This is a genomic window from Microbacterium sp. W1-4-2 (assembly GCF_058349885.2).
The window spans coordinates 848098-870508 of the sequence record NZ_JBYRJC020000001.1 but is presented as its reverse complement, the minus strand read 5'-3'; the positions used below and the strand labels follow the sequence as shown (position 1 = coordinate 870508).

The following is a 22411-nucleotide window of genomic DNA, read 5'->3' as shown; positions in this document are numbered from 1 at the left end:
TGCAGAATGGTTCAGTGATCGAACCATTGGAGCACGAGCGGGCGGCCGTGGTCGCGCTGGCGCGCGTGGCGCGGATGCTGGAGCGCACACTGTCGCAGCAGACGCCGCCGACGGTCAGCCTGTCGGACTATCGGATGCTCTCGGCCGTCGCGGACGGCGAGGCGCGCGCCTCGCGCCTCGCCCGGCGGCTGGCCCTCGGCAAGCCCGCCGTGAGCGCGTCGGTCGACTCGCTCGTGCGACGAGGCCTGCTTGCCCGCAGGGACGGCGGCGGCGACCTGCGCGCGATCGACCTGTGCATCACGACCGACGGCGAGCGCGTGCGCGCCGACGCGGAGCGCACGCTGGGCGCTCTCGTCCGCGACATCGCGGGCCGCACCGCCGACCCCGGCGCGACCATCGCCGCCCTGGCGGCGTTCGGCACGGCCCTTGAGCAGCGACAGGTCGAGGCATCCACCCGATGAGCACCGCCCGCGACACCAGGAGCGCCGTCGACGACTCGGCGCCCGAGACGCCCGGCTGGATGCGCCGCCTCGGCACGTACCTGCTGCGCCATCGCCGCAATCTCGTCATCGCGGTGACCGCCGCCGTCCTCGGCGCGGCGTGCCAGGTGGTCACTCCCCTGGTCGCCCGCCGGATCGTCGACGACGTCATCGTCGCCCGCGACGCGCCGCTGCTGCCCTGGCTGGGGCTGCTGATCGTGCTGGCCGTGCTCGCGTTCGGGTTCTCGTACCTGCGGCGGTATCGCGGCGGACGCATCGGCCTGGACGTGCAGAACGACCTGCGCAACGACATGCACGACCACCTGCAGCGCCTCGACGCCGCGGCCCTGGACACCATGCCCACCGGGCAGCTGGTGGCCCGTTCCAGCTCCGACACCGCGCTCGTGCAGGGGCTGCTCAACTTTCTGCCGCTGGTGGGCGGCAATCTCCTGATGATGCTGCTCTCGCTCGCGGTCATGTTCGTGCTCTCGCCCGTGCTGGCCCTGGTGAGCCTCGCGATCGTGCCCGCCCTGGTCGCGATCAGCTACCGCATGCGCACGCGGGTGTTCCCGGCCAGCTGGGACGGCCAGCAGAAGGAGGGCGTCGTCGCCGGCATCGTCGACGAGGACGTCGCGGGGGTGCGGGTCGTGAAGGCGTTCGGGCAGGAGGGCCGCGAGCTGCGGCGCCTGGCCGACGCCGCTGTCGATCTGTACGGCTCGCAGATGCGAGTGGTGCGTATCCAGTCGCGGTACCAGCCGCTGCTCGAAGCGGTGCCGGTGCTCGGCCAGGTCGGCATCCTCGCCCTCGGGGGCTGGCTGACCCTGAACGGCGCCATCACGCTCGGCACGTTCCTGGCCTTCTCGACATACGTCGCGCAGCTGATGGCCCCGTCTCGGCAGCTGGCCGGCATGCTCACGATCGCGCAGCAGGCTCGCGCCGGGGTCGAGCGCATCTTCCAGCTGCTGGATCTGCGTCCCGCCGTCGCGGACGCCGAGGATGCCGTGGACCTGCCGGCGACGCCCGGTGAGATCGTGTTCGACCGGGTGTCGTTCGCGTACCCGGGCGGTGCGCCGGTGCTCGAGGGCCTGTCGCTGACCGTGCGTCCCGGTGAGCGCGTGGCGCTCGTGGGCGCCAGCGGCAGCGGCAAGTCGACGGTGGCCCGGCTGCTCGTGCGGACCTATGAACCGACCGGCGGAGCGGTGATGATCGGCGGCACCGACATCGAGAAGGTCCGCCTGGCGTCGCTGCGCCACCGGATCGGCATGGCGTTCGAGGACGCGTTCCTGTTCTCGGTGTCGGTGCGTGACAACATCGCGTACGGGGCGCCGCAGGCCACCGACGAGCAGATCGAGCACGCCGCCCGGCTCGCCCAGGCGCACACGTTCATCGAAGCGCTGCCGGCGGGGTATGACACCGTCGTGGGCGAACGGGGCCTGAGCCTGTCGGGCGGGCAGCGGCAGCGCATCGCGCTGGCCCGGGCGATCCTGCGCGACCCCGCGGTGCTCGTGCTCGACGACGCGACCAGCGCGATCGACGCCCGCACCGAGCAGAGCATCCACGACGCGCTGCGGGACGTCTCGGCCGGGCGTACCGTGCTGCTGATCGCGCACCGCCACTCCACGCTGCACCTGGCCGACCGGATCGTCGTGCTCGAAGACGGGCGGATCGCCGCCGAGGGCACGCATGACGAGCTGGTCGAGGCCAGCGCGACCTATCGCGCCCTGTTCGGCGATGGCCAGGTGCCCGACGACGACGCCGCAGGGCCGACGGGATCGGCTGCGGACGGCGCGGCGGTCCCCCGGTCGCTGAGCGAGGCCGCGCGCAGCGCGAACCAGGCGAAGCGAGCGCCCGTACCCCGTTCCGCGGGCGTCCCGTCGGCGCCGAACCTCGGCATGGGCCTGGGCGGTTCGGGCGGCGGACGCGGCATCCGCGGAAGCCTCGCCCCCACCCCGCAGCTGCTCGCCCGCGTCGCCGCGCTGCCGCCGATCGCCGACCGCGTCCAGCCCGACCTCGAACGCGAGGGACGGCACCAGCGGGATTTCGGTCTCGGCATGATCCTGCGCGAGTTCCGCCGTCCGCTGCTGTTCGCGCTCGTGTTCGTGGTGATCGACGCCGTCGCGGGCCTGCTCGGACCCGCCATCGTGAAGGCCGGCATCGACGAGGGCGTCACCCAGGGCATGCTCGGCGTGCTGCTGGCCGCCTCGGCCGCCTACCTGGTCATCGCGGTCGCCGACATGTTCACCGGCATGGCCGAGTCGTTGGTCACCGGACGGACGGCGCAGCGCATCATGCTGTCGCTGCGCATCCGCGTGTTCGCCCAGCTGCAGCGCCTGTCGCTGGACTACTACGAGCGCGAGATGGCCGGCCGCATCATGACCCGCATGACCACCGACATCGACCAGTTCGAGTCGCTGCTGCAGAACGGTCTGCTCGGCGCCCTCGTGGCCGGCGTCACGTTCGTCGGCGTCTCGGTGGCCCTCGTGGTCGTCGACGTGCCGCTGGGTCTGGCCGTGCTGAGCGTGATCGTGCCGCTGGCCGTGGCCACCGTGTGGTTCCGCCGCCGGGCGACCCGGCTGTACGACGTGTCGCGCGAGCGCATCGCGATCGTCAACGCCGCGTTCCAGGAGTCGCTGTCGGGCGTGCGCGAGTCGCAGGCGTTCACGCACGAAGAAGAGACCATGCGCGTCTTCCACGGCCACGGCGCAGCATACCTGCGCTCCCGGGTCGCCGCCCAGCGACTGGTGGCCGTCTACTTCCCGTTCGTGCAGTTGCTCGCCGCGATCGCGGACGTGATCGTGCTGGGCCTGGGCGCCGCCCTCATCGCGCACGGGCAGCTGACCGCGGGCGCCCTGATCGCGTTCCTCCTCTACATCGACATGTTCTTCTCCCCCATCCAGCAGCTCTCGCAGGTGTTCGACGCGTGGCAGCAGACCCGGGTCTCGGTCGCCCGCATCGCCGAGCTCATGCGCCTGGGGACCCTCACGCCGCCGGCGCGGCATCCCCATCCCGTCACCGGACTGGACGGCGACGTGCGCGTGGACGACGTGCACTTCGCGTACCCCACCGGACCGGTCTCGTCACGCCTGCGCGGCCCCCGCGACGCGCGGGGAATGGATGCCGTGGCCCGGCGCACGACCGAGGCCCTGGCGGGAATCGACATCGCGATCGACGCCGGCGAGACCGTGGCCCTCGTGGGCGAGACCGGCGCGGGCAAGTCCACCGTGATGAAGCTCGTCGCCCGCTTCTACGACCCCGACCGCGGCGAGGTGCGCGCCGACGGGCACGATCTGCGCGCGCTGGAGCTCGGCGACTACCGTGCACACCTGGGCTACGTGCCGCAGGAGTCGTTCCTGTTCACCGGCACGATCGGCCAGAACATCGCCTACGGCCGTCCGGGCGCGCCTGCCGACGCGATCGAGGCGGCGGCCCGCGCCGTCGGCGCGCACCGGATGATCCAGGCCCTCCCGGCCGGGTACGACACGATCGTCTCCGAGCGCGGAACGTCGCTGTCGTCGGGCCAGCGGCAGCTGATCGCCCTGGCGCGGGCTCAACTGGTCGACCCGGCGATCCTCCTGCTGGACGAGGCCACCTCGAACCTCGACCTCGCGACCGAGGCGCGCGTCACCCGCGCGATGCATCGCCTCGCTCGGGGCCGTACGACCGTGCTGATCGCCCACCGCCTGCAGACGGCCATGGCGGCCGACCGCATCGTGCTGCTCGACCATGGCCGCGTCGCCGAGACCGGCACGCACGACGAGCTGCTGGCCGCCGACGGCGGGTACGCGGCGATGTGGCGCGCGTTCGAGCTGTCCGCGACCCGGTCCTGAGTCCGCACGTCCCACCCGGCCCGCTCGGCCCGCTCGGCCCATCCGCTCGCTCGGCCCGCGGCATCCGAATGCTACAGCCTGCCGCTGATGCGCCAATCCTTCCCCCCAGCGCTACAGTTCCCTGCTGATGCGCCAGTGTTTTCCTACAGCATCAGCAGGAGAGTGTAGCGCCAGCCGAGCTGTCGCCCCAGGGCCGCCGCGCGGGCAGACCAGGCCGGGGTCAGATGCCCGGGTACTGCCGCTCGGGCGCGCCGACGTACAGCTGCTGCGGGCGACCGATCTTGGTCTGCGGGTCGTTCACGGCCTCGCGCCACTGGGCGAGCCAGCCGGGCAGGCGCCCGATGGCGAACAGCACCGTGAACATGCGCGTGGGGAAGCCCATCGCCTTGTAGATCACGCCGGTATAGAAGTCGACGTTCGGATACAGCTTGCGCTCGACGAAGTACTCGTCGGCCAGTGCGATCTCTTCGAGCTCCTTGGCCAGGTCCAGCAGTGGGTCCTGCACACCGAGCTCGGCGAGCACTTCGTCGGCCGACTCCTTGACGAGCTTCGCGCGCGGGTCGTAGTTCTTGTAGACGCGGTGCCCGAAGCCCATGAGCTTCACGCCCTGTTCTTTGTTCTTCACCCGCTCGACGAAGCGCTCGACGCTCTCGCCCGAGTCGCGGATGCGGGCGAGCATCGACAGCACCGCCTCGTTCGCGCCGCCGTGCAGCGGGCCCGACAGCGCCTGGATGCCCGCCGAGATCGATGCGAACTGGTTCGCGCCGGTCGAGCCCACCAGCCGCACGGTCGAGGTCGACGCGTTCTGCTCGTGGTCCTCGTGCAGGATCAGCAACAGCTCGAGGGCCCTCGACATCACGGGGTTGACGACATAGTCCTCGCTGAGCACACCGAAGTTGAGCTTGAGGAAATTGTCGACGAAACTCAGCGAGTTGTCGGGGTACAGGAAGGCCTGCCCGACGCTCTTCTTGTGCGCGTAGGCCGCGATCACCGGCAGCTTGGCGAGCATGCGCACGATGTTCAGCTCGACGTGCTCGGGGTTGTGCGGGTCTGTCTGCCCCTCGTAATAGGTCGACAGGGCCGCGACCGCCGACGAGAGCACCGACATCGGGTGCGCGGTGTGCGGCAGGGCCGAGAAGAAGCGCTTGAGGTCCTCGTGCAGCAGCGTGTGCCGCCGGATGCGCTCGTCGAAGTCGGCCAGCTCGGACGCGGTGGGCAGCTCGCCGTACAGCAGCAGCCACGCCACCTCGAGGTACGAGCTGTTCTTGGCGAGCTGCTCGATCGGGTAGCCCCGGTAGCGCAGGATGCCCTTGTCGCCGTCGATGTACGTGATCGCCGACTTCGTGGCCGCAGTGTTGACGAACCCGTAGTCCAGGGCGGTGTGCCCGGTCTGACGGGTCAGCGTCGAGACGTCGACGCTCGGGTTGCCGTTCACGCCCGCCAGCACCGGCAGCTGCGCCGTACGGTCTGCGATCGTGAGAGTGGCAATATCCGGCTGTGCGTCCGTCACGACGCCTCCTTGCGAATGCTCGTCGGCCTGGGTCGGCTTACAGCCTATCCCCCGCATCGGCCTACTGAGACATCGGCCAAACGATGCCGCTTCCCACTGGATGAGAGCTACGAACGCAGGCGCGCGGCCGCGGCATCCACCCGTTCATCCGGCGCCGTGAGCGACAGCCGGACGTGCTGCGGGAAGTGCGTTCCATAGAAGTGACCGGGCCCGGCGAGGATGCCGAGATCGGCCAGACGCCCCATGCTCTCCCACGCGTCGCGGCCCTCGGTCGCCCAGAGGTACAGCCCCGCCTCGCTGCCGTCGATGCGGAATCCTGCAGCCTCGACGGCAGGCTTCAGGATGCCGCGACGGCGGCGGTAGGTCTCCTTCTGTGCGACCACGTGGGCGTCGTCGCCGAGGGCGGCGACCATCGCGTGCTGCACGGGGGCCGGCACCATGAGTCCCAGGTGCTTGCGGGCCGTGAGCAGCCGCCCGACCAGCGCCGCATCCCCGGCGAGGAAGGCCGCCCGGTACCCGGCGAGGTTCGACTGCTTGCTCAGGGAGTACACCGACAGCACGCCGGCGGCGTCAGGGCCCGTCACGCGCGGGTCGAGGATCGACGGCACCGGCTCGGCATCCCACGGCGCGTCCCAGCCGAGCTCGGCGTAGCACTCGTCGCCGGCGATGACCGCGCCCAGTTGCCGCGCGCGGGCGACGTCGGCCTGCAGCTGCAGGATGCCGCGCACCCGCCCGTCGGGATTGCCTGGGCTGTTCACCCACACCAGGCGCGTGCCGACCGGCCATTCGGCCGGCTCGTCGGCGGCCACCGCCGTCGCGCCCACCAGGCGCGCGCCGACCTCGTAGGTCGGGTACGCGGCGCGGGGATGCACGACCACGTCGCCGGGCCCGAGGCCCAGCAGCAGCGGCAGCAGTGCCACCAGCTCCTTGGACCCGACCGTGGGCAGGACCTGCGCCGGGGTCAGTCCGGGAACGCCGCGGCGCCGGGCGAACCAGGCGGCGATCGCCTCGCGCAGCGCGGGGCTGCCCACCGTCTGCGGGTAGGCGTGCGCGTCGGTCGCGGCCGTCAGCGCGTCGCGCACCACAGCAGGCGTGGCATCCACCGGCGACCCGATGGACAGGTCGACGATCCCGTCCGGATGGGCGCGGGCCCGCTCGGCATAGGGTGCGACGGCGTCCCAGGGATAGTCGGCGAGGTCGGCGACGCCCATAGGTCAGGCGACCTGGGGCGGAAGGGCGGCCACGATGGGGTGGTCCTTGTGGATCACGCCGATCTTCGCGGCCCCGCCGGGCGACCCGATGTCGTCGAAGAACTCGACGTTGGCCTTGTAGTAGTCGGCCCATTCCTCGGGCAGATCGTCCTCGTAGTAGATCGCCTCGACCGGACACACCGGCTCGCACGCGCCGCAGTCCACGCACTCGTCCGGGTGGATGTACAGCGAGCGATCACCCTCGTAGATGCAGTCGACCGGGCACTCGTCGACGCATGCGCGGTCCTTGACGTCCACACACGGAAGGGCGATCACATAAGTCACGGGCTCAGTCTATCGATCCGAACCTCGGCGGGACCGGGACAGGTCCGGCCAGGCGACCACGAGCGTCGCCGCCAGCGCGACCCCGATGGCCCACACGATGCCGAGGTTCACCCCGCCCAGCTCGTCCAGGGTACCGCCGGGCACGATCACCGATCCGCCGGGACCGGCGCCAGAGAACACGACGGTCGCAGCCAGGGCCCCGACTCCGCCGGCCAGAGCCGTCCAGCGGTCGGCCGTCAGGGCGCGCATCGCGATCAGCAGCGCCGCGATGCCGATCAGCGACAGCACGAGGCCCACCGGGAACCAGCCCAGCCGGTAGGCGTGCGAGATGGTGCCGGCCACGCCGTACACGGCGCCGACGACGAACGCGAGCAGCAGCGTCAGCAGCTGGGTGACCGTGGATCTCACCGGGTCAGTCTACGTCGGGCAGCACAGGCCACCCGCCGCGCAGGACGGCGCCGCCGTCCAGCCCCACCGGCGGCTACGCCGCCCAGCCCCACAGGCGCAGGAGGGCGGCCACCACGGCGGCGGCGGCCACCACGACCAGGAAGGGCGCGCGCACCATCAGCAGGCCCGCCGCCACCAGCACCGCCGGCACCCGGGCGTCGACCGTGATCGCCTGGCCGACGCCGAGCGTCTGCACGGCCACGAGCGCCGCGAGCAGCGCGACCGTCAGCAGGTCGGCGATGCGGGCGGGACGCGGCGCGTCCATGACGCGCGCCGGCACGAGGTAGCCGAGGGTCTTCAGCGCCACGCAGATGATGGCGGCGATGAGCACCGCGTTCCACAGCGTCACGGCAGACCCTCCCGCTCGGGGACGTCGTCGGGCTCGCCGGCCGGCTCGCCCCGGCCGAGCCAGTTGAACCAGCCGACGGCGACCGCCACGAGCGCCGCGACCAGCACGGGCAGGCCCGGCAGCAGCACCGGGGTGAGCACGGTCGCCACCGCCGCGGCGGCGATGCCCACCGCGATGGCCTGGCGCTTGCGCAGGCGCGGCCACAGCAGGGCGAGGAAAGCGGCGGCGGCCGCGGCATCCAACCCGTACGCGCGGGGATCTCCCAGCACGTCCCCCAGGAGTGCCCCGGCGAGGGTCGTCAGGTTCCAGCCGACGTAGACACCCAGCCCCGTGATCCAGAACCCCATGCGCTGCGCGTGCGTCGTGGACTGGCCGAGCGCGACAGCCGTGGACTCGTCGATCGTGAACTGCGCGGCCGCCGCACGCGTGAATACGCCGCCGCCCAGCAGCGGCGCCATGCGCATGCCGTACGCGATGTTGCGCACGCCCAGCAGCGCCGCCGACGCGATCGCCGCGGGCGCCGCGGCCAGTCCCCCACTTCCGATCACGCCGATGAAGGCGAACTGCGATCCACCGGTGAACATGAGAAGGCTGAGCACGCACGTCTGCCAGACATCGAATCCGGATGCCGTGGCAAGAGCCCCGAACGAGATGCCGTACGCGCTCGTGGCCACCGCCACGCCCAGTCCGTCGCGCACGGCCTTGCGGCGCGCGGCGCTCTCGTCGGTGATCATGATCCGCCTCGTACGCCTGGTGTTCGTTTGAATGAACGCACGATCATCATCATGAACGCTCGTGAGAGGGATATCAAGTCGAACGACCGTTTGACATACTGAACAGATGGAGCAACCCGGGCAACTCGGCACGCGCATCGCGCACGCTCTCCGCCGCGAGCGGGAGTCCGCGGGCCTGTCGGTGTCGGAACTCGCACGGCGAGCCGGCATCTCGAAGGCGACCGTGTCGCAGCTCGAGGGCGGAACGGGCAACCCCAGCGTCGAGACGCTGTGGGCGATCGCCACGACCCTCGGCGTCCCCTTCGCCGTGTTCGTCGACGACGATGCGCCGGCGACCACGCTGATCCGCGCGTCGACCGGCTCGCCCGTGCCGTCGTCGGTCGCGCCGTATTCGGCGACGCTGCTGACCGCGAGCCCGCCGCAGGCGCGGCGGGATCTCTACCTGCTGCGCGCCGAGCCCGGCGGGGTGCGCGAGTCCGCACCGCACACCCGCGGCACGATCGAGTACGTCGTACTCATGACCGGCGAGGCGAACGTCGGGCCGGCCGAGGCGCCGGTGCGCATGGCGCCCGGCGACTTCCTGTCGTACCGCGGCGACGCCGCGCACGTCTTCGAGGCCCTCGAGCCGGGCACGTCGGCCGTCCTCGTCTCCGAACTGCGCTGACACCCGGCCGGCGGCTGCGGATCAGGCGTTCGCGTCCTGGCGCTTCAGACGCGCGGTCGCGCGGGCGCGGTCGTGCTGGTCGAGCACCACCTTGCGGATGCGCACCGTCTCGGGCGTGACCTCGACGCATTCGTCGTCACGGGCGAACTCGAGGCTCTCCTCGAGCGACAGGATGCGCGGCGGGGTCATCGACTCGAACGTGTCGGCCGTCGAGGACCGCATGTTCGTGAGCTTCTTCTCCTTCGTGATGTTCACGTCCATGTCGTCGTTGCGCGAGTTCTCGCCGATGACCATGCCCTCGTAGACCTCGTCGCCGGGGTTCACGAAGAACGACATGCGCTCCTGCAGCGCGATGATCGCGAACGGCGTCACGACCCCGGAGCGGTCGGCGATGATCGAGCCGTTCTGCCGCGTGACGATGTGACCGGCCCAGTCCTCGTACCCCGCGGCGATCGCGTTGGCGATGCCGGTGCCGCGGGTGGTCGTCAGGAACTCGGTGCGGAAGCCGATGAGGCCGCGCGAGGGCACCACGAACTCCATCCGCACCCAGCCGGTGCCGTGGTTGTGCATCGTCTCCATGCGACCCTTGCGCGCCGCCAGCAGCTGGGTGATCGCACCGAGGTACTCCTCCGGCGCGTCGATCGTGAGGTGCTCGAACGGCTCCTGCACCTGCCCGCGCTCGCCCTTGCGGGTGACGACCTGGGGCTTTCCGACCGTCAGCTCGAAGCCCTCGCGGCGCATGTTCTCGACGAGGATGGCCAGGGCCAGCTCGCCGCGGCCCTGCACCTCCCACGCGTCGGGGCGGCCGATCTCGACGACCTTCAGCGACACGTTGCCCACGAGCTCGCGGTCCAGGCGGTCCTTGACCATGCGGGCGGTCAGGCGATGGCCCTTGACCTTGCCGACCAGCGGCGACGTGTTCGTGCCGATCGTCATCGAGATCGCCGGGCCGTCGACGTGGATGGCAGGCAGCGGCCGCACGTCCTCGGGATCGGCGATCGTCTCGCCGATCGTGATCTCCTCGATGCCGGCGATCGCGACGATGTCGCCGGGCCCGGCCGATTCGGCGGGGTACCGCTCGAGGGCGCGGGTCTTCAGCAGCTCGGTGATGCGGGCGTTCGAGTGCGAACCGTCGTGGCGCACCCAGGCGACGGTCTGGCCCTTGCGCAGCGTGCCGTTGAACACGCGCAGCAGCGCCAGACGCCCGAGGAACGGCGACGAGTCGAGGTTCGTGACCCACGCCTGAAGCGGCGCCGCGTCGTCGTAGGACGGAGCCGGCACGTGCTCGAGGATCGCTGCGAACAGCGGCTCGAGGTCGGCGTTGTCGGGCAGCTCGCCGTTGGCGGGACGGTTTCGGGATGCCGCGCCCGCGCGCCCCGAGGCGTAGACCACCGGCACGTCCAGCAGGGCGTCGACGTCCAGGTCGGGCACGTCGTCGACGAGGTCCGAGGCCAGGCCCAGCAGCAGGTCGTGCGCCTCCTCCTCGACCTCGGCGATGCGCGCATCGGGACGGTCGGTCTTGTTCACCAGCAGGATGACCGGCAGCTTCGCCTCGAGCGCCTTGCGCAGCACGAACCGGGTCTGCGGGAGCGGTCCCTCCGAGGCATCCACCAGCAGCACCACGCCGTCGACCATCGACAGACCGCGCTCGACCTCGCCGCCGAAATCGGCGTGACCCGGAGTGTCGATCACGTTGATCGTCACCGGGGTGTCGGTGTGCGCGCCGTTGTAGGTGATCGCCGTGTTCTTGGCGAGGATCGTGATGCCCTTCTCGCGCTCGAGGTCGTTCGAGTCCATGGCGCGCTCTTCGACGTGCGCGTGGTCGCCGAACGACCCGGTCTGGCGGAGCATCGCGTCGACGAGCGTGGTCTTGCCGTGGTCGACGTGCGCGACGATCGCGACGTTGCGCAGATCTGTGCGGTGGGCTTCAGACATGGCCGAAAGCACCTTTCGGTGAAGATGAGAGAGGATGCGGGGGCGATGTCGGAAAGCGGCAGAAACGCAAGAGGGCGCCCGCCCCGCATCCGATTCTATCGGTGCGGGACGGGCGCCCTGTTCAGCAGGCGCTCAGGCGCTTACTTGGTGAAGCCCACCGTGGTCCAGTCGACCGACATGAACGTCGCCGGACCGTAGTTGGCGAGGTTCTTGTCGACGACCGTGACGTTCGGGTAGGGGTAGATCGGCAGCATCGGCATGTAGCCGGCGATGACGTCGTTGATCTGGTTGGCCAGGTCCAGGCGCTTGGCCGGGTCGAGCTCGCTGTTTGCCTGCTTCCACAGGTCGCCCAGCTTCTCGTCCGTCACGAACGCGTAGTTCTGCCCGCTGCCGCCCGGCTTCATGGCCGGGTAGTACAGCGACTCGCTCGACGAGATCGGGAACAGCGTGCCCTGCCAGCCGAAGGTGGCCATCTCGTACTTGCCGCTCTGGATGTTCGTGAAGTAGTCGGCGCTCGGGACCTCGTCGAGGGTGACCGGGACGTCGATCTTCTTCAGCGACGACTGGATCTGCTGTGCACGCAGCTCGTTCGACTTCGTGCCCTGCGGAACGATGACCGACAGCTTCAGCTGCTTGCCGTCCTTCGTCCACTGGCCGTTGTCGTGCTTGTAGCCGGCTGCCTCCAGGCCCTTCTCGGCCGCGGCGGTGTCGTACGGCAGCTTCTCGCTGACCGTGTCGACGTAGCCCTTCTGGCCGGGCATGAAGATCCAGTTGCCGTCCGTGGTCGCCTTCACGCCCAGCGGCTCGTTGGCCGTCTTGGCGATCAGGTTGCGGTCGATCGCCTGCGCGATCGCCTTGCGGACGTTGGCGTCGTCCAGCGGTGCCTGCAGACCGTTGAACGTCACCTGCGAGTAGGTCACGCCACCGGAGTTGAGCGCCTTGGCGCCCGACTTCTTCAGCGCGGCCGTGTACGTGTCGACGTCCTGGGCCTCGACGGCGTTGATCTCGTTGTTCGCGAAGGCCTGCGCCTGCGCGCCCTGGTCGATGACCGTCCAGGTGATCGTGTCGAGCTTGGGCTTGTCACCCCACCACTTCGGGTTCACCGTCTCGGTGTACACCTTGGCGTTGTTGTCGATCTTCGACATGATGAACGGACCGCTCGAGGGCATCGGCTTCGTGGTGAAGCTCGCCCACTTGGCCGGGTCGCTGGCGATGTCGGCCGGGACGGCTGCCGTCGTCAGCAGCGCCTGCCAGTCGGCGTAGGTGGTGCCGAACGTGAACTTGAACTCGTAGTCGCTGACGACCTCGAACTTCGAGACCTGGTCGAAGCCGGCCGACGAAGCGATGTTGAACTTGGTGTTCTTGCCGCTGAGCGCGGCGAACGTCGCCTCGTAGTCCTTGGACGTGATCGGCTTGCCGTCCTCCCACACCGCCTTGTCGTTGAGCTTGACGTCGACCGTCTGGGGCGAGTCGCTCTCGAGCTTGATGTCGGTGGCGTAGTTGGGGTCGACCTCGACCTGACCGTCCTTGGTGGCCTTGTAGGGCGCGCCCATGAGCGGCGCCTGCATGTCGACGACCGGCACGTTGGCGCCCTGGGTCGTGTTGATGTTCCAGTTGCCCTCGTCGGTGCCGCTGGACAGGACCGCCAGGCTCAGGGTGCCGCCCTGCTGCAGGTCGGATGCCGCGACCGGCGTCCAGCCCATGAGCGGGAGCTGCGGGGGCTCGCTGCTGGTCGGTTTGGCGTTGGGCTGCGCGCAGCCGGCCAGCGCGAGGCCGGCAGCGCTGAGCACAGCGACAGCCGCGAGTGCTGTGGTTCTGCGGTTCATGTGCTTCCTCTTCTTCTGTGTCACCCGCCGACGTCGGCGGGAGTCTGGGATCGTCAGCCGACGACCAGGGTGTTCCGGTCGACGTGGTGGCACGCCACCAGGTCGCCGTCATGATCGACCAGTTCTGGATCCTGCGCGTCGCACAGCGCACGCTGCGGCTCGCCCAGGATCTTGTACAGCGGGCACCGGGTGCGGAACCGGCAGCCGTCGATGCGCTCGGCGGGGCTGGGCAGGTCACCCTGCAGCAGCACCCGCTCGCGGGTGCGCTCGATCTCGGGATCCGGGATCGGAGCCGCCGACATGAGCGCCTGCGTGTAGGGATGCTTGGGGTGATCGAACACCTCGGCGATGTCGCCGTACTCCACGATCTTGCCCAGATACATCACCGCGACGTCGTCCGCGATCTGGCGGACCACGGCCAGGTCGTGGGCCACGAAGATCAGCGACAGGCCCAGCTGGTCGCGCAGGTCCTGCAGCAGGTTGATGACACCGGCCTGGATCGACACGTCCAGCGCCGAGACCGGCTCGTCCAGCACGAGGATCTTCGGGTCGGTCGCCAGGCCCCGGGCGATGCCGATGCGCTGGCGCTGACCGCCCGAGAACTCGTGGGGATACCGGTCGAGCATGGTCGGGTCGAGCCCGACAAGGTCCAGCAGCTCCGACACGCGCTCGTTGCGCTTGTCGCGCGGCACGCCCTGGGCCAGCAGCGGCTCCCCGACCACGTCGGCGATCGGCAGGCGCGGGTCGACCGCGGCGGCCGGATCCTGGAACACGATCTGGATCTCGCTGCGCAGCTCGCGTCGCGAGTGCGGCGTGAGCTTGGCGACATCCTTGCCGACGACCTCGATCGTTCCGCTTTGGGGCTTGATCAGCTCCATGAGCTCGAGGATCGTCGTCGTCTTGCCGCAGCCGGACTCGCCGACGATCGCAAGTGTGCGGCCGGCCTCGAGCTGGAACGAGACGCCGTCCACGGCGCGCACCGTGCCCACCTGACGGCGGAACACGCCGCCCTTCATGAGCGGGAAGTGCTTGACGAGGTCCTTGACCACGAGCACCGGCGGCTTGCCCTCGTCGACCTTCACCCGGTTCACGAGAGCCTCGGGACGAGGGAAGATCTGCGGACGTGTCAGCTCGCCGGACAGGATCTCGCCGGCGCGGTGGCACGCGGACAGGTGCCCGTCGGGACCGCCGTGCTCCACGAGCGCGGGCTCCTCGGTGCGGCACAGGTCGATCGCGGCGGGGCAGCGCGCGGCGAACGGGCAGCCCACCGGCAGCTTCGCCAGCGACGGCGGACGTCCCTCCAACGGCACGAGCCGGCTCGTGCCGGCGGTGCGGATATTGGGCACGGAACGCAGCAGGCCCACCGTGTACGGCATGGTCGGCTCATTGAACACCTGGTCGACCGTGCCGGACTCGACGAGCTTGCCGGCGTACATCACCGCGACCCGGTCGGCCTGGCCGGCGACGACGCCCAGGTCGTGCGTGATCAGCGACACGGCCGCGCCCGTGAGGCGCTTGGCCTCTTGCAGCACCTCGAGGATCTGCGCCTGGATCGTCACGTCGAGCGCCGTGGTCGGCTCGTCGGCGATGATCAGTCGCGGATCGTTCGCGATCGCCATCGCGATCATGGCGCGCTGGCGCATGCCGCCCGAGTACTCGTGCGGGAATGCGAGCGCGCGGCGGGACGGGTCGGGGATGCCGACGATCTTCAGCAGCTCGACCGCGCGCGCCGCGGCGGCCTTCTTGCTCAGGGCGCTGTCGTGCAGGTGCAGCGCCTCGGCGATCTGGTCGCCCACCGTGTACACGGGCGTCAGCGCCGACAGCGGGTCCTGGAAGACCATCGCGATCTCGCTGCCGCGCACGCGTGAGAGCTGCTTGTCGCCCATCGTCAGCAGCGACTTGCCGTTGTAGAGGATCTCGCCCTCGATCTTGGCCGTGCCCGGCAGCAGGCCCATGATCGCCAGCGACGAGACGGACTTGCCCGAGCCGGACTCGCCGACGATCCCGAGGAACTCGCCCTCGTCGATCGTGTAGCTGATGTCGCGGACGGCGCGCACGTCGCCGGAGCGCTGCGGGAACGTGACCGAGAGGTTCTTGACCTCCAGCAGCGGCCGTCCGTTGCGGGTGGCCCCGGCCGGTTTCGGGTGCTCGAACAGGTCGGGCATCGTGGTCTCAGGCACGGTTCACCCCTGAGGTCGGGTCGATGGCGTCGCGCAGGGCGTCGCCGACGAGGCTGATGGCCAGCAGCAGGATGATCAGGGTGCCGGCGGGGAACATGAACAGCCACGGACGCGTGGTCGCGGCGGACTGGCCGTTCGCGATCAGGACGCCCAGCGACACGTCCGGCGGCTGCACGCCGAAGCCGAAGAAGCTCAGGCTCGTCTCGGCGAGGATCATCGCGGCGATGCCGAGGGTGGCGTCGATGATCAGCAGCGACGCGACGTTCGGGATGACGTGGCGGCGCACGACCGACCACGTGCCGAAGCCCATGTAGCGCGCCGCCTTGACGAACTCCCGGTCGCGCAGTGATCTCGTCTGATTGCGTATGACTTGGGCCATGATCATCCAGCCCGTGATGGCGAGGAAGATCATCATCACGATCCAGCTGCCGTGCGTGAACGGGTACAGCAGCACCAGGATGAAGAACGCAGGCAGCACCAGCAGCAGGTCGATGAGCCAGGCGATCATCTTCTCGCCCCAGCCGCCCAGGTAGCCTGCCGTGGCGCCGAGAATGCCGGCGATCAGCGTGGCCGCGGGCCCGGCGATGAAGCCGATGATGAGCGACTTCTGCAGGCCCGACACGATCTGCGAGAACAGGTCGTGGCCGAGGATGTCGGTGCCGAACCAGTGCAGCACCGTCGGCGGGTAGTTCATGTTGTCGACGTCCTGGTCGGTGGGCGACCACGGCGTCAGCAGCTGGCCGAAGATCGCCAGCAGGATGAACAGCACGACCACCGAGCCGCCGATCCAAAAGCGCGGAGTGTGCTGCAGGCGGCGCCAGATGACGCGGGCGCGCGACGCGGGCTTGGCGGCCAGGGTCGTGGTGACCGGCTCGAGGTCGGGGGTGGGCACCTCGGTCTGGCTGAGCAGCTCGGTTTCGGGGATCGCCATGTCAGCGCCTCACTCTCGGGTCGAGGGCCGCGTACAGGATCTCTGACAGGGTCGACGAGCACAGGATCAGGACCGCGATGAAGAGGGTGGAGCCCGCGAGGGAGTTGATGTCGTTCTGCTGCACGGACTGGATCGTCATCTCGCCCATGCCGTGCCAGCTGAAGACGATTTCGAGCATCGCGGAGCCGGCGACCAGCGTCCCGAAGCTGTACGCGAAGAACGTCGACATCGGGATGAGCGCGATGCGCACGCCGTGGCGCACAAGCGCCGACCCGCGGGTGCGGCCCTTGGATCGTGCGGTGCGGATGTAGTCCGCGCCGAGGACGTCGAGCATCGCATTGCGCTGGTAGCGGCTGTACGAGGCGGCGCCCAGCAGGATGAGCACAAGGGTCGGCAGCAGCGCGTGCGAGATCCGATCGCCGAACTGACTCCAGAAGTCCGGTGGCGTCGTCGCCGAATACTGACCGCTGAAGGTGATCAGCTGCGTGCCGATCAGGTTGTTGAAGTTGACGGCCAGGATCATGAGCAGGATGCCCATGACGAACGTGGGGGTCGCGAAGATGATGTACGAGATGACGGTGACGACCTGGTCGCTCATCTTGTACTGGCGCACCGCGCCCCATACGCCGAGGACGACGCCGAGGATTGCGCCGATGATGGAGCCGACCAGCAGCAGCTGAAGGCTCACGCCGGCGCGGATGGCGATCTGCTGGGTGACCGGCTGGTTGCCCACCGTCAGGCCCAGGTCGCCGTGGAAGATGTTCGTGAACCACGTCCAGGTGCGCTCGATCAGCGGCACACTCGGGTTCACGCCCCACGCGTTCAGCAGCTGGTCGATCGAGGACTGCGGCACCGGGGGGTTGCGATTCGCGAACTCCCAGACCGGGTTCAGGCCGATGCTGGCCAGGACGTAGGCCAGCGACGAGGCGACGGCGGTGAGGATCAGGTAGTTGATGATCCGGCGGACGATGTACACGGTCACGGGCGTTCACCCGTGCTTCCCGCTCGGGATGTCTGCGGAGGTCTCGCGACGCAAGACGTGCGCGCGCCCCAGACGGTCTTCTCAGTGATCACGTTCGTGAACATTTCCTTGCTAGTCGAGCGCCGACTCTTGACCGACGACGATGTCGATGCCGATTGTCCGTCGGCGAGCGTCCGGATGGGACCGCGCACCACTCTAACCGACATCCCGTGTCTTTCCGGTTCTCCCGCCGTTTCTTTATCAGGGTGTTAGCTACACGTGTCACTCACACGAGCAGCGCGAGAATCGCGACCACCAGGCAGACGCCGCCGGCGGTCAGTGCCGGCACGTCCCACCCGCGTGTCACCGGGCCCTCGGTGTGCCTTCCGGAGAGCCAGACCGCGCGCACCGCCTCCAGTGCGCCGTCGGCGGCGGGGCCCCCGCGCATCCCGGCGAGGCTGCCCACCGGCGGACCGTACGGGTTGTTCATGGCCGTGATCGTCCCGGCGGGCGCCCGTCCGGTTCCGCGCGGCCTTCCCGCGCCGCCGCGCGGTGCGAACGGACTCCCCCAGCACGACACCGAGGTGCCGTCGTCCACGAGGACGGTCAGCTGCGCACGACGCTCGACCTCGGCCACCCGCGCCCACGGGATGCGGATCCAGCGCAGGAGATTGCGTGCCGTCAGGGCCGAGGCATCCATGTGCACGCTCATCCGGATGAGGAACACCCACGCACACCAGACCACGAACAGCGCCACCCCGGCCGTGCGCAGTGCGACGTCCACACGGCCGCGCAGGGCCGCGTCGGCGACGAACAGCCCCGCCAGCCCCGCCAGCGCCCAGAACGCGAACTGCGACGACAGCGCACGCAGGACGACCGAACCCCCGTCGGCGAGGTCCTTGCTCACGACAGCCCTCCGGTCACCAGTACGGAGATCACCGCCCACACGACCAGCACGGCGAGGGCGATCAGCGCCGGCACGTCCCAGCCGCGGCGGACGGGTTCGTCGGATGCCGCAGCCGCCCGCGTCTGCTCCCACGCGCGCTCGATCGCCGCGTACTGGGCGCGGGTCCCGACCGGCGTCTGCTCGGGATTGCCCGGCCGGCGACCCGGCCGGCCCTGCAACGGGCCGCCGATCGCCCGCACGTGCCCGCCGTCGTCGGTCTCGATCTCGATCTGCCAGCGCCACTGCAGGTCCGCGACACGCGCCCACGGCACGCGCACGATCTGCAGCAGGTTCTGCACCGTCAGCCCGTCGTCGTCCATCGCCAGCGACGAGGCGAACGCGGCCGTGTACACGCCCCACAACGCCAGCAGCGGCCACGGAGCGAGCAGCAGTGTCTCGACCCACCCGCCGCGGATGACCGCATCGCCGAGCAGGAACAGCACGATCGCCGCCGAGATCACCAGCAGCGGCCACGCCGACCCGGGGCGGAACACATGCCGCCCCGGGTGCCGTGCGATCAGCGTGACCCACCTCCCGCGGAGCCGACCCCCAGAGGGATCGACGCGCCGGGGATGGCGTCCAGCAGCCGCTGCGTGTACTCCTGCGTCGGGTTCGCGAAGATCTCGTCGACGGTGCCGTGTTCGACGACCTTGCCCTTCTCCATCACACAGACCTCGTCGGCGACGACGCGCACGACGGCGAGGTCGTGGGTGATGAACAGATAGGTGAGGTCGAGCTCGCTCTGCAGCTCGGCCAGCAGCTTCAGGATCTGGTCCTGCACGAGCACGTCGAGGGCCGACACGGCCTCGTCGAGCACGACGATGTCGGGCTTGAGCGCGAGCGCCCGCGCGATCGCGACACGCTGACGCTGACCGCCCGACAGCTCGTTCGGGTACCGGCTGGCCAGCTCCTGCGGCAGCGACACCTGGTCGAGCAGTTCGACGACGCGCGCACGGCGCGAGGCCTGGTCGCCCACGCCATGGATGTGCAGCGGCTCGGCGATCGTGTTGCCGATGTTGCGCAGCGGGTCCAACGATCCGTAGGGGTCTTGGAACACCGGCTGCATCTTGCGGCGCAGCGCCAGCACCTCGCGCCCCGACAGGCTGGCGGAGTTCTTGCCGGCGATCTCGATCGTGCCCGCCGTGGGCTCCTCGATCTTGAGCACCATCTTGGCCACCGTCGACTTGCCCGATCCGGACTCGCCGACCAGGGCCAGCGTCTTGCCGCGCGGGATGTCGAAGCTCACCGCATCCACCGCGCGGAACGGCACCGAGCCGAACCCGCCGGTGCGGATCTTGTAGTCCTTCGTGAGCTCTCGCACCGAGACCGCGGGCACCGTCTCGGTGTCGCCGACGTGCTCGATGCCGCGGCGCTCGGCCTGGGCCTGGATTCGCTGGGACGCGATGCTGGGGGCCGCGGCCACGAGCTTCTGCGTGTACGGGTGCAGCGGGTTCTCGAGGATCTCGCGGCTGGGACCTGCCTCGACGATGTGCCCCTGCTGCATCACGACGATCTTCTCAGCACGCTCGGCGGCAAGGCCCAGGTCGTGCGTGATCAGCAGCACTGCGGTGCCCTTCTCGCGCGTGAGGCTCGCCATGTGGTCGAGGATCACGCGCTGAACGGTCACGTCGAGGGCGCTCGTGGGCTCGTCGGCGATCAGCAGCTTGGGGTCGGCCGCCAGGCCCATGCTGATCAGGGCGCGCTGCCGCATGCCGCCCGAGAACTGGTGCGGGTATTGGTGCAGGCGCCGCTCGGCGTCGGCCAGGCCCGCCTGCTTGAGCACCTCGACCGTGCGCTGCTTGATGGCGTGGCGACCGCGCGCGATGCCGTTGGCCCGGACGGCCTCCTTCACCTGGAACCCGATGGACCACACCGGGTTCAGGTTCGACATCGGGTCCTGCGGGACGTACCCGATCTCGCGGCCGCGGATGCGCTCCATCTGGCTGCGGCTGAGCGAGGTCAGCTCGCGGCCGTCCAGCATGATGCTGCCCGCGGTCACGTGCCCGGTGCCGGGCAGCAGGTTCACGATGGCCGAGGCCGTCGTGGACTTGCCCGAGCCCGACTCCCCCACGATGGCGAGGGTCTCGCCGGGGTAGAGGTCGAGGTTGACCCCGTGCAGCACCTCGCGCACGGTCTTCTGCCCGCGGAAGGCGACCTTCAGGTCGCGGATGCTCAGCAGCGGTGTGTCGACGGACGCGCTCATCGCTGTGCCCTCGCTCTCGGGTCGAGGGCGTCGCGGATCAGCTCGCCCAGCATGATGAACGCCAGCACCGTGACGGTCAGGAAGATCGACGGGTAGATCAGCGACATCGGCGCGTTGCGGATCTGCGACTGCGCGTTGCTGATCTCGATGCCCCACGATATGGTCGTGCCGCCCAGGCCCACGCCCAGGAACGCCAGGGTCGCCTCGGCCACGATCGCGCCGGCGAGGCTCAGCGTCGACACGACCAGCAGCGGCGCGATCGCGTTCGGGATCACGTGTGAGAGCAGTGTGCCGAAGTTCGACTTGCCCAGGGCCCGCGAGGCCGTGACGAAGTCGGACTGCCGCACGCGCAGCACTTCGGCCCGCACGACGCGCGCTGTGGACGCCCAGGCGAACCCGCCGATCGCGACCGACAGCGTCAGGACGTTGCGGAACTCCGCGAACACCGTCATGACGACCACGGCCGCCAGGATGTAGGGGATCGAGAAGAAGATGTCGCCGACACGCGACAGGAACGAGTCGAGCCATCCGCCGTAGTAGCCGGCGAGGGCCCCCATGACCAGGCCGATGACCGATCCGATGATGGTCGCCAGGAGGCCGACCGCCACCGACACCCGGGTGCCCCACACGATGCGGGCGTAGATGTCGCAGCCCTGGAACGTGTAGCCGAGCGGGTGGCCCTTGGCGGGTCCGCCGTTCGAGTACGTCAGATCGCAGCTGCGCGGATCGGTGTGCGTGAACAGCGTCGGCCAGAAGACCATCAGCAGCACCCAGAGCACGATCGCGACCGAGACCCAGAACGTCGGGCGGCGACGGATGTCGCGCCAGGCGTCGGACCAGAGGCTGCTGGGCTTGGCGGCCACCTTGACCGCGTCGACGGTGATCGTCGTGGTCTCGGCGGGGGCGACGTAGTGCGTCGCGGTGGAATCACTTGACATAGCGGATCCTCGGGTCCAGAAGACCGTACAGCAGGTCGACGAACAGGTTCACGAGCACGTAGAGGATCACGAAGATCGTGACGAACGACACGATCGTCGGCCCCTCGTGGCGGATCGTGGCCTGGAACATGGTGTTGCCGACGCCGGGGATGTTGAACACGGCCTCGGTCACCACGGCGCCGACCAGCAGCACGCCGAAGTTCGTGGCGGAGTTCGTGATCATGGGGATGAGCGAGTTGCGCATCACGTGCACGGGAAGCACGCGGCCGCGCGACAGGCCCTTCGAGTACGCGGTGCGCACCCAGTCCTGGTTGCGGGTCTCGATCACCGAGCCGCGCATGAGGCGCATGCTGGTCGCGAACAGGCTCACGCCCAGCACGAGCGCCGGCAGCCACAAGCCGCCCCAGTCGTTGTTGGCGCCCACGGTGGGGTTGAACCAGCCGAGCTTGATCGCCAGGAAGTACTGCGCGACGAAGCCGAGCACGAACACCGGCACCGACAGGAAGATCAGGCCGACGATCAGCGCGGTGTGGTCGAACAGCTTGCCCTTGCGCAGCGCCGAGATCGTGCCGATGACGATCGACAGGCAGAACTCGATGGCGATCGACATGACCGCGAGCCGCGCGGTCACGGGAAGCGTGCGGGCCAGGACCTCGTTGACGGACTGACCCGAGAAGGTCGTGCCGAGGTTGCCCTGGAAGATGCCGGACAGGTAGTACCAGTACTGCACGATGAACGGGTCGTTCAGGTGGTATTGGTTCCGCAGTTCCTGCAGAAGCTGCGGGCTGGGCTGCTTGTCGCCGAACAGCGCCGCGATCGGGTCGCCGGGCATGGCGAACACGAGGAAATAGATGAGCAGCGTCGCGCCGAGAAAGACGGGAATCAGCTGCAGCAGGCGCCTCACGATGTATGCGAGCACGCGCCCTCCCTTCGGGTGAGGATGGCA

At 69.6% G+C, this 22411-nt stretch carries 19 protein-coding genes; 3 read left to right on the top strand and 16 right to left on the bottom strand.

Annotation, left to right across the window (positions count from 1 at the left end; all coding sequences use genetic code 11):
• The first annotated feature begins 14 nt into the window (after positions 1 to 14).
• Together AC3RX0_RS03885 and AC3RX0_RS03880 are read left to right on the top strand one after the other, a co-directional pair.
• Positions 15 to 461 carry a MarR family winged helix-turn-helix transcriptional regulator gene (locus AC3RX0_RS03885; RefSeq protein ID WP_491504617.1) on the top strand — a complete coding sequence of 149 codons (447 nt, stop codon included), beginning with the start codon at positions 15 to 17 and terminating at the stop codon, positions 459 to 461.
• Positions 458 to 4306: an ABC transporter ATP-binding protein gene (locus tag AC3RX0_RS03880; protein ID WP_491504616.1), complete on the top strand. Its 3849-nt coding sequence runs from the start codon at positions 458 to 460 to the stop codon at positions 4304 to 4306. Before AC3RX0_RS03885 ends, AC3RX0_RS03880 begins: the two co-directional genes overlap by 4 nt.
• A gap of 220 nt (positions 4307 to 4526) precedes the next feature.
• Here the strand turns inward: AC3RX0_RS03880 and AC3RX0_RS03875 are convergent, their stop codons facing one another.
• The 6 genes from AC3RX0_RS03875 to AC3RX0_RS03850 form a co-directional block, all read right to left on the bottom strand.
• Entirely contained in the window at positions 4527 to 5816 is a 1290-nt protein-coding gene (locus AC3RX0_RS03875) for a citrate synthase (RefSeq protein WP_491504615.1), read from the bottom strand.
• A gap of 107 nt (positions 5817 to 5923) precedes the next feature.
• Complete coding sequence (gene dapC, locus AC3RX0_RS03870) at positions 5924 to 7027, bottom strand: succinyldiaminopimelate transaminase (protein WP_491504614.1); 1104 nt, start codon at positions 7025 to 7027, stop codon at positions 5924 to 5926.
• A 3-nt stretch (positions 7028 to 7030) separates the two neighbouring features.
• On the bottom strand, positions 7031 to 7351 hold the full coding sequence (gene fdxA / locus AC3RX0_RS03865; RefSeq protein ID WP_491504613.1) for a ferredoxin: 321 nt from the start codon (positions 7349 to 7351) through the stop codon (positions 7031 to 7033).
• Positions 7352 to 7360: 9 nt separating this feature from the next.
• Positions 7361 to 7759 (bottom strand): histidinol dehydrogenase, encoded by a 399-nt coding sequence (locus AC3RX0_RS03860; RefSeq protein ID WP_491504612.1) that lies wholly within the window; start codon positions 7757 to 7759, stop codon positions 7361 to 7363.
• Positions 7760 to 7832: 73 nt separating this feature from the next.
• A complete protein-coding gene (locus tag AC3RX0_RS03855) occupies positions 7833 to 8147 on the bottom strand; it encodes an AzlD domain-containing protein (protein WP_491504611.1) in 315 nt (104 codons plus the stop codon).
• Entirely contained in the window at positions 8144 to 8881 is a 738-nt protein-coding gene (locus AC3RX0_RS03850) for an AzlC family ABC transporter permease (RefSeq protein WP_491504610.1), read from the bottom strand. The genes AC3RX0_RS03855 and AC3RX0_RS03850 overlap by 4 nt, the downstream gene beginning before the upstream one ends.
• A 106-nt stretch (positions 8882 to 8987) precedes the next feature.
• On the opposite strand from AC3RX0_RS03850, the gene AC3RX0_RS03845 reads away from it, so the two are divergent.
• Entirely contained in the window at positions 8988 to 9545 is a 558-nt protein-coding gene (locus AC3RX0_RS03845) for a helix-turn-helix domain-containing protein (RefSeq protein ID WP_491504609.1), read from the top strand.
• A 21-nt stretch (positions 9546 to 9566) separates the two neighbouring features.
• Here AC3RX0_RS03845 and typA read toward each other — a convergent pair whose 3' ends face one another.
• From typA to AC3RX0_RS03795, 10 genes are all read right to left on the bottom strand, one after another.
• Positions 9567 to 11480, bottom strand: coding sequence for a translational GTPase TypA (typA, locus tag AC3RX0_RS03840; RefSeq protein WP_491504608.1), 1914 nt, complete (start codon positions 11478 to 11480; stop codon positions 9567 to 9569).
• 140 nt (positions 11481 to 11620) lie between these two features.
• A complete protein-coding gene (locus tag AC3RX0_RS03835; protein WP_491504607.1) occupies positions 11621 to 13306 on the bottom strand; it encodes an ABC transporter family substrate-binding protein in 1686 nt (561 codons plus the stop codon).
• 53 nt (positions 13307 to 13359) lie between these two features.
• Entirely contained in the window at positions 13360 to 15471 is a 2112-nt protein-coding gene (locus AC3RX0_RS03830) for a dipeptide ABC transporter ATP-binding protein (RefSeq protein ID WP_491505377.1), read from the bottom strand.
• Positions 15472 to 15478: 7 nt separating this feature from the next.
• Positions 15479 to 16417, bottom strand: coding sequence for an ABC transporter permease (locus AC3RX0_RS03825; RefSeq protein WP_491504606.1), 939 nt, complete (start codon positions 16415 to 16417; stop codon positions 15479 to 15481).
• A 1-nt stretch (position 16418) separates the two neighbouring features.
• A complete protein-coding gene (locus tag AC3RX0_RS03820) occupies positions 16419 to 17399 on the bottom strand; it encodes an ABC transporter permease (protein WP_491504605.1) in 981 nt (326 codons plus the stop codon).
• 265 nt (positions 17400 to 17664) lie between these two features.
• Positions 17665 to 18285, bottom strand: a complete 621-nt coding sequence (locus tag AC3RX0_RS03815; protein ID WP_491504604.1) for a PH domain-containing protein — start codon at positions 18283 to 18285, stop codon at positions 17665 to 17667.
• Positions 18282 to 18818, bottom strand: coding sequence for a PH domain-containing protein (locus tag AC3RX0_RS03810; RefSeq protein WP_491504603.1), 537 nt, complete (start codon positions 18816 to 18818; stop codon positions 18282 to 18284). The genes AC3RX0_RS03815 and AC3RX0_RS03810 overlap by 4 nt, the downstream gene beginning before the upstream one ends.
• A 23-nt stretch (positions 18819 to 18841) precedes the next feature.
• Entirely contained in the window at positions 18842 to 20527 is a 1686-nt protein-coding gene (locus AC3RX0_RS03805) for a dipeptide ABC transporter ATP-binding protein (protein WP_491504602.1), read from the bottom strand.
• Complete coding sequence (locus tag AC3RX0_RS03800) at positions 20524 to 21465, bottom strand: ABC transporter permease (protein WP_491504601.1); 942 nt, start codon at positions 21463 to 21465, stop codon at positions 20524 to 20526. Before AC3RX0_RS03800 ends, AC3RX0_RS03805 begins: the two co-directional genes overlap by 4 nt.
• Complete coding sequence (locus tag AC3RX0_RS03795) at positions 21455 to 22384, bottom strand: ABC transporter permease (protein WP_491504600.1); 930 nt, start codon at positions 22382 to 22384, stop codon at positions 21455 to 21457. The genes AC3RX0_RS03800 and AC3RX0_RS03795 overlap by 11 nt, the downstream gene beginning before the upstream one ends.
• Between the last annotated feature and the right edge of the window lie 27 nt (positions 22385 to 22411).

What these genes read in the sequence shown, in the direction of transcription:
- AC3RX0_RS03845 (WP_491504609.1), top strand. Translation starts at nt 8,988, where the DNA reads ATGGAGCAACCCGGGCAACTCGGCACGCGCATCGCGCACGCTCTCCGC.
- AC3RX0_RS03850 (WP_491504610.1), bottom strand. Translation starts at nt 8,881, where the DNA reads ATGATCACCGACGAGAGCGCCGCGCGCCGCAAGGCCGTGCGCGACGGA.
- AC3RX0_RS03830 (WP_491505377.1), bottom strand. Translation starts at nt 15,471, where the DNA reads ATGCCCGACCTGTTCGAGCACCCGAAACCGGCCGGGGCCACCCGCAAC.
- AC3RX0_RS03835 (WP_491504607.1), bottom strand. Translation starts at nt 13,306, where the DNA reads ATGAACCGCAGAACCACAGCACTCGCGGCTGTCGCTGTGCTCAGCGCT.
- AC3RX0_RS03800 (WP_491504601.1), bottom strand. Translation starts at nt 21,465, where the DNA reads ATGTCAAGTGATTCCACCGCGACGCACTACGTCGCCCCCGCCGAGACC.
- AC3RX0_RS03825 (WP_491504606.1), bottom strand. Translation starts at nt 16,417, where the DNA reads ATGGCGATCCCCGAAACCGAGCTGCTCAGCCAGACCGAGGTGCCCACC.
- AC3RX0_RS03805 (WP_491504602.1), bottom strand. Translation starts at nt 20,527, where the DNA reads ATGAGCGCGTCCGTCGACACACCGCTGCTGAGCATCCGCGACCTGAAG.
- typA (WP_491504608.1), bottom strand. Translation starts at nt 11,480, where the DNA reads ATGTCTGAAGCCCACCGCACAGATCTGCGCAACGTCGCGATCGTCGCG.
- AC3RX0_RS03880 (WP_491504616.1), top strand. Translation starts at nt 458, where the DNA reads ATGAGCACCGCCCGCGACACCAGGAGCGCCGTCGACGACTCGGCGCCC.
- dapC (WP_491504614.1), bottom strand. Translation starts at nt 7,027, where the DNA reads ATGGGCGTCGCCGACCTCGCCGACTATCCCTGGGACGCCGTCGCACCC.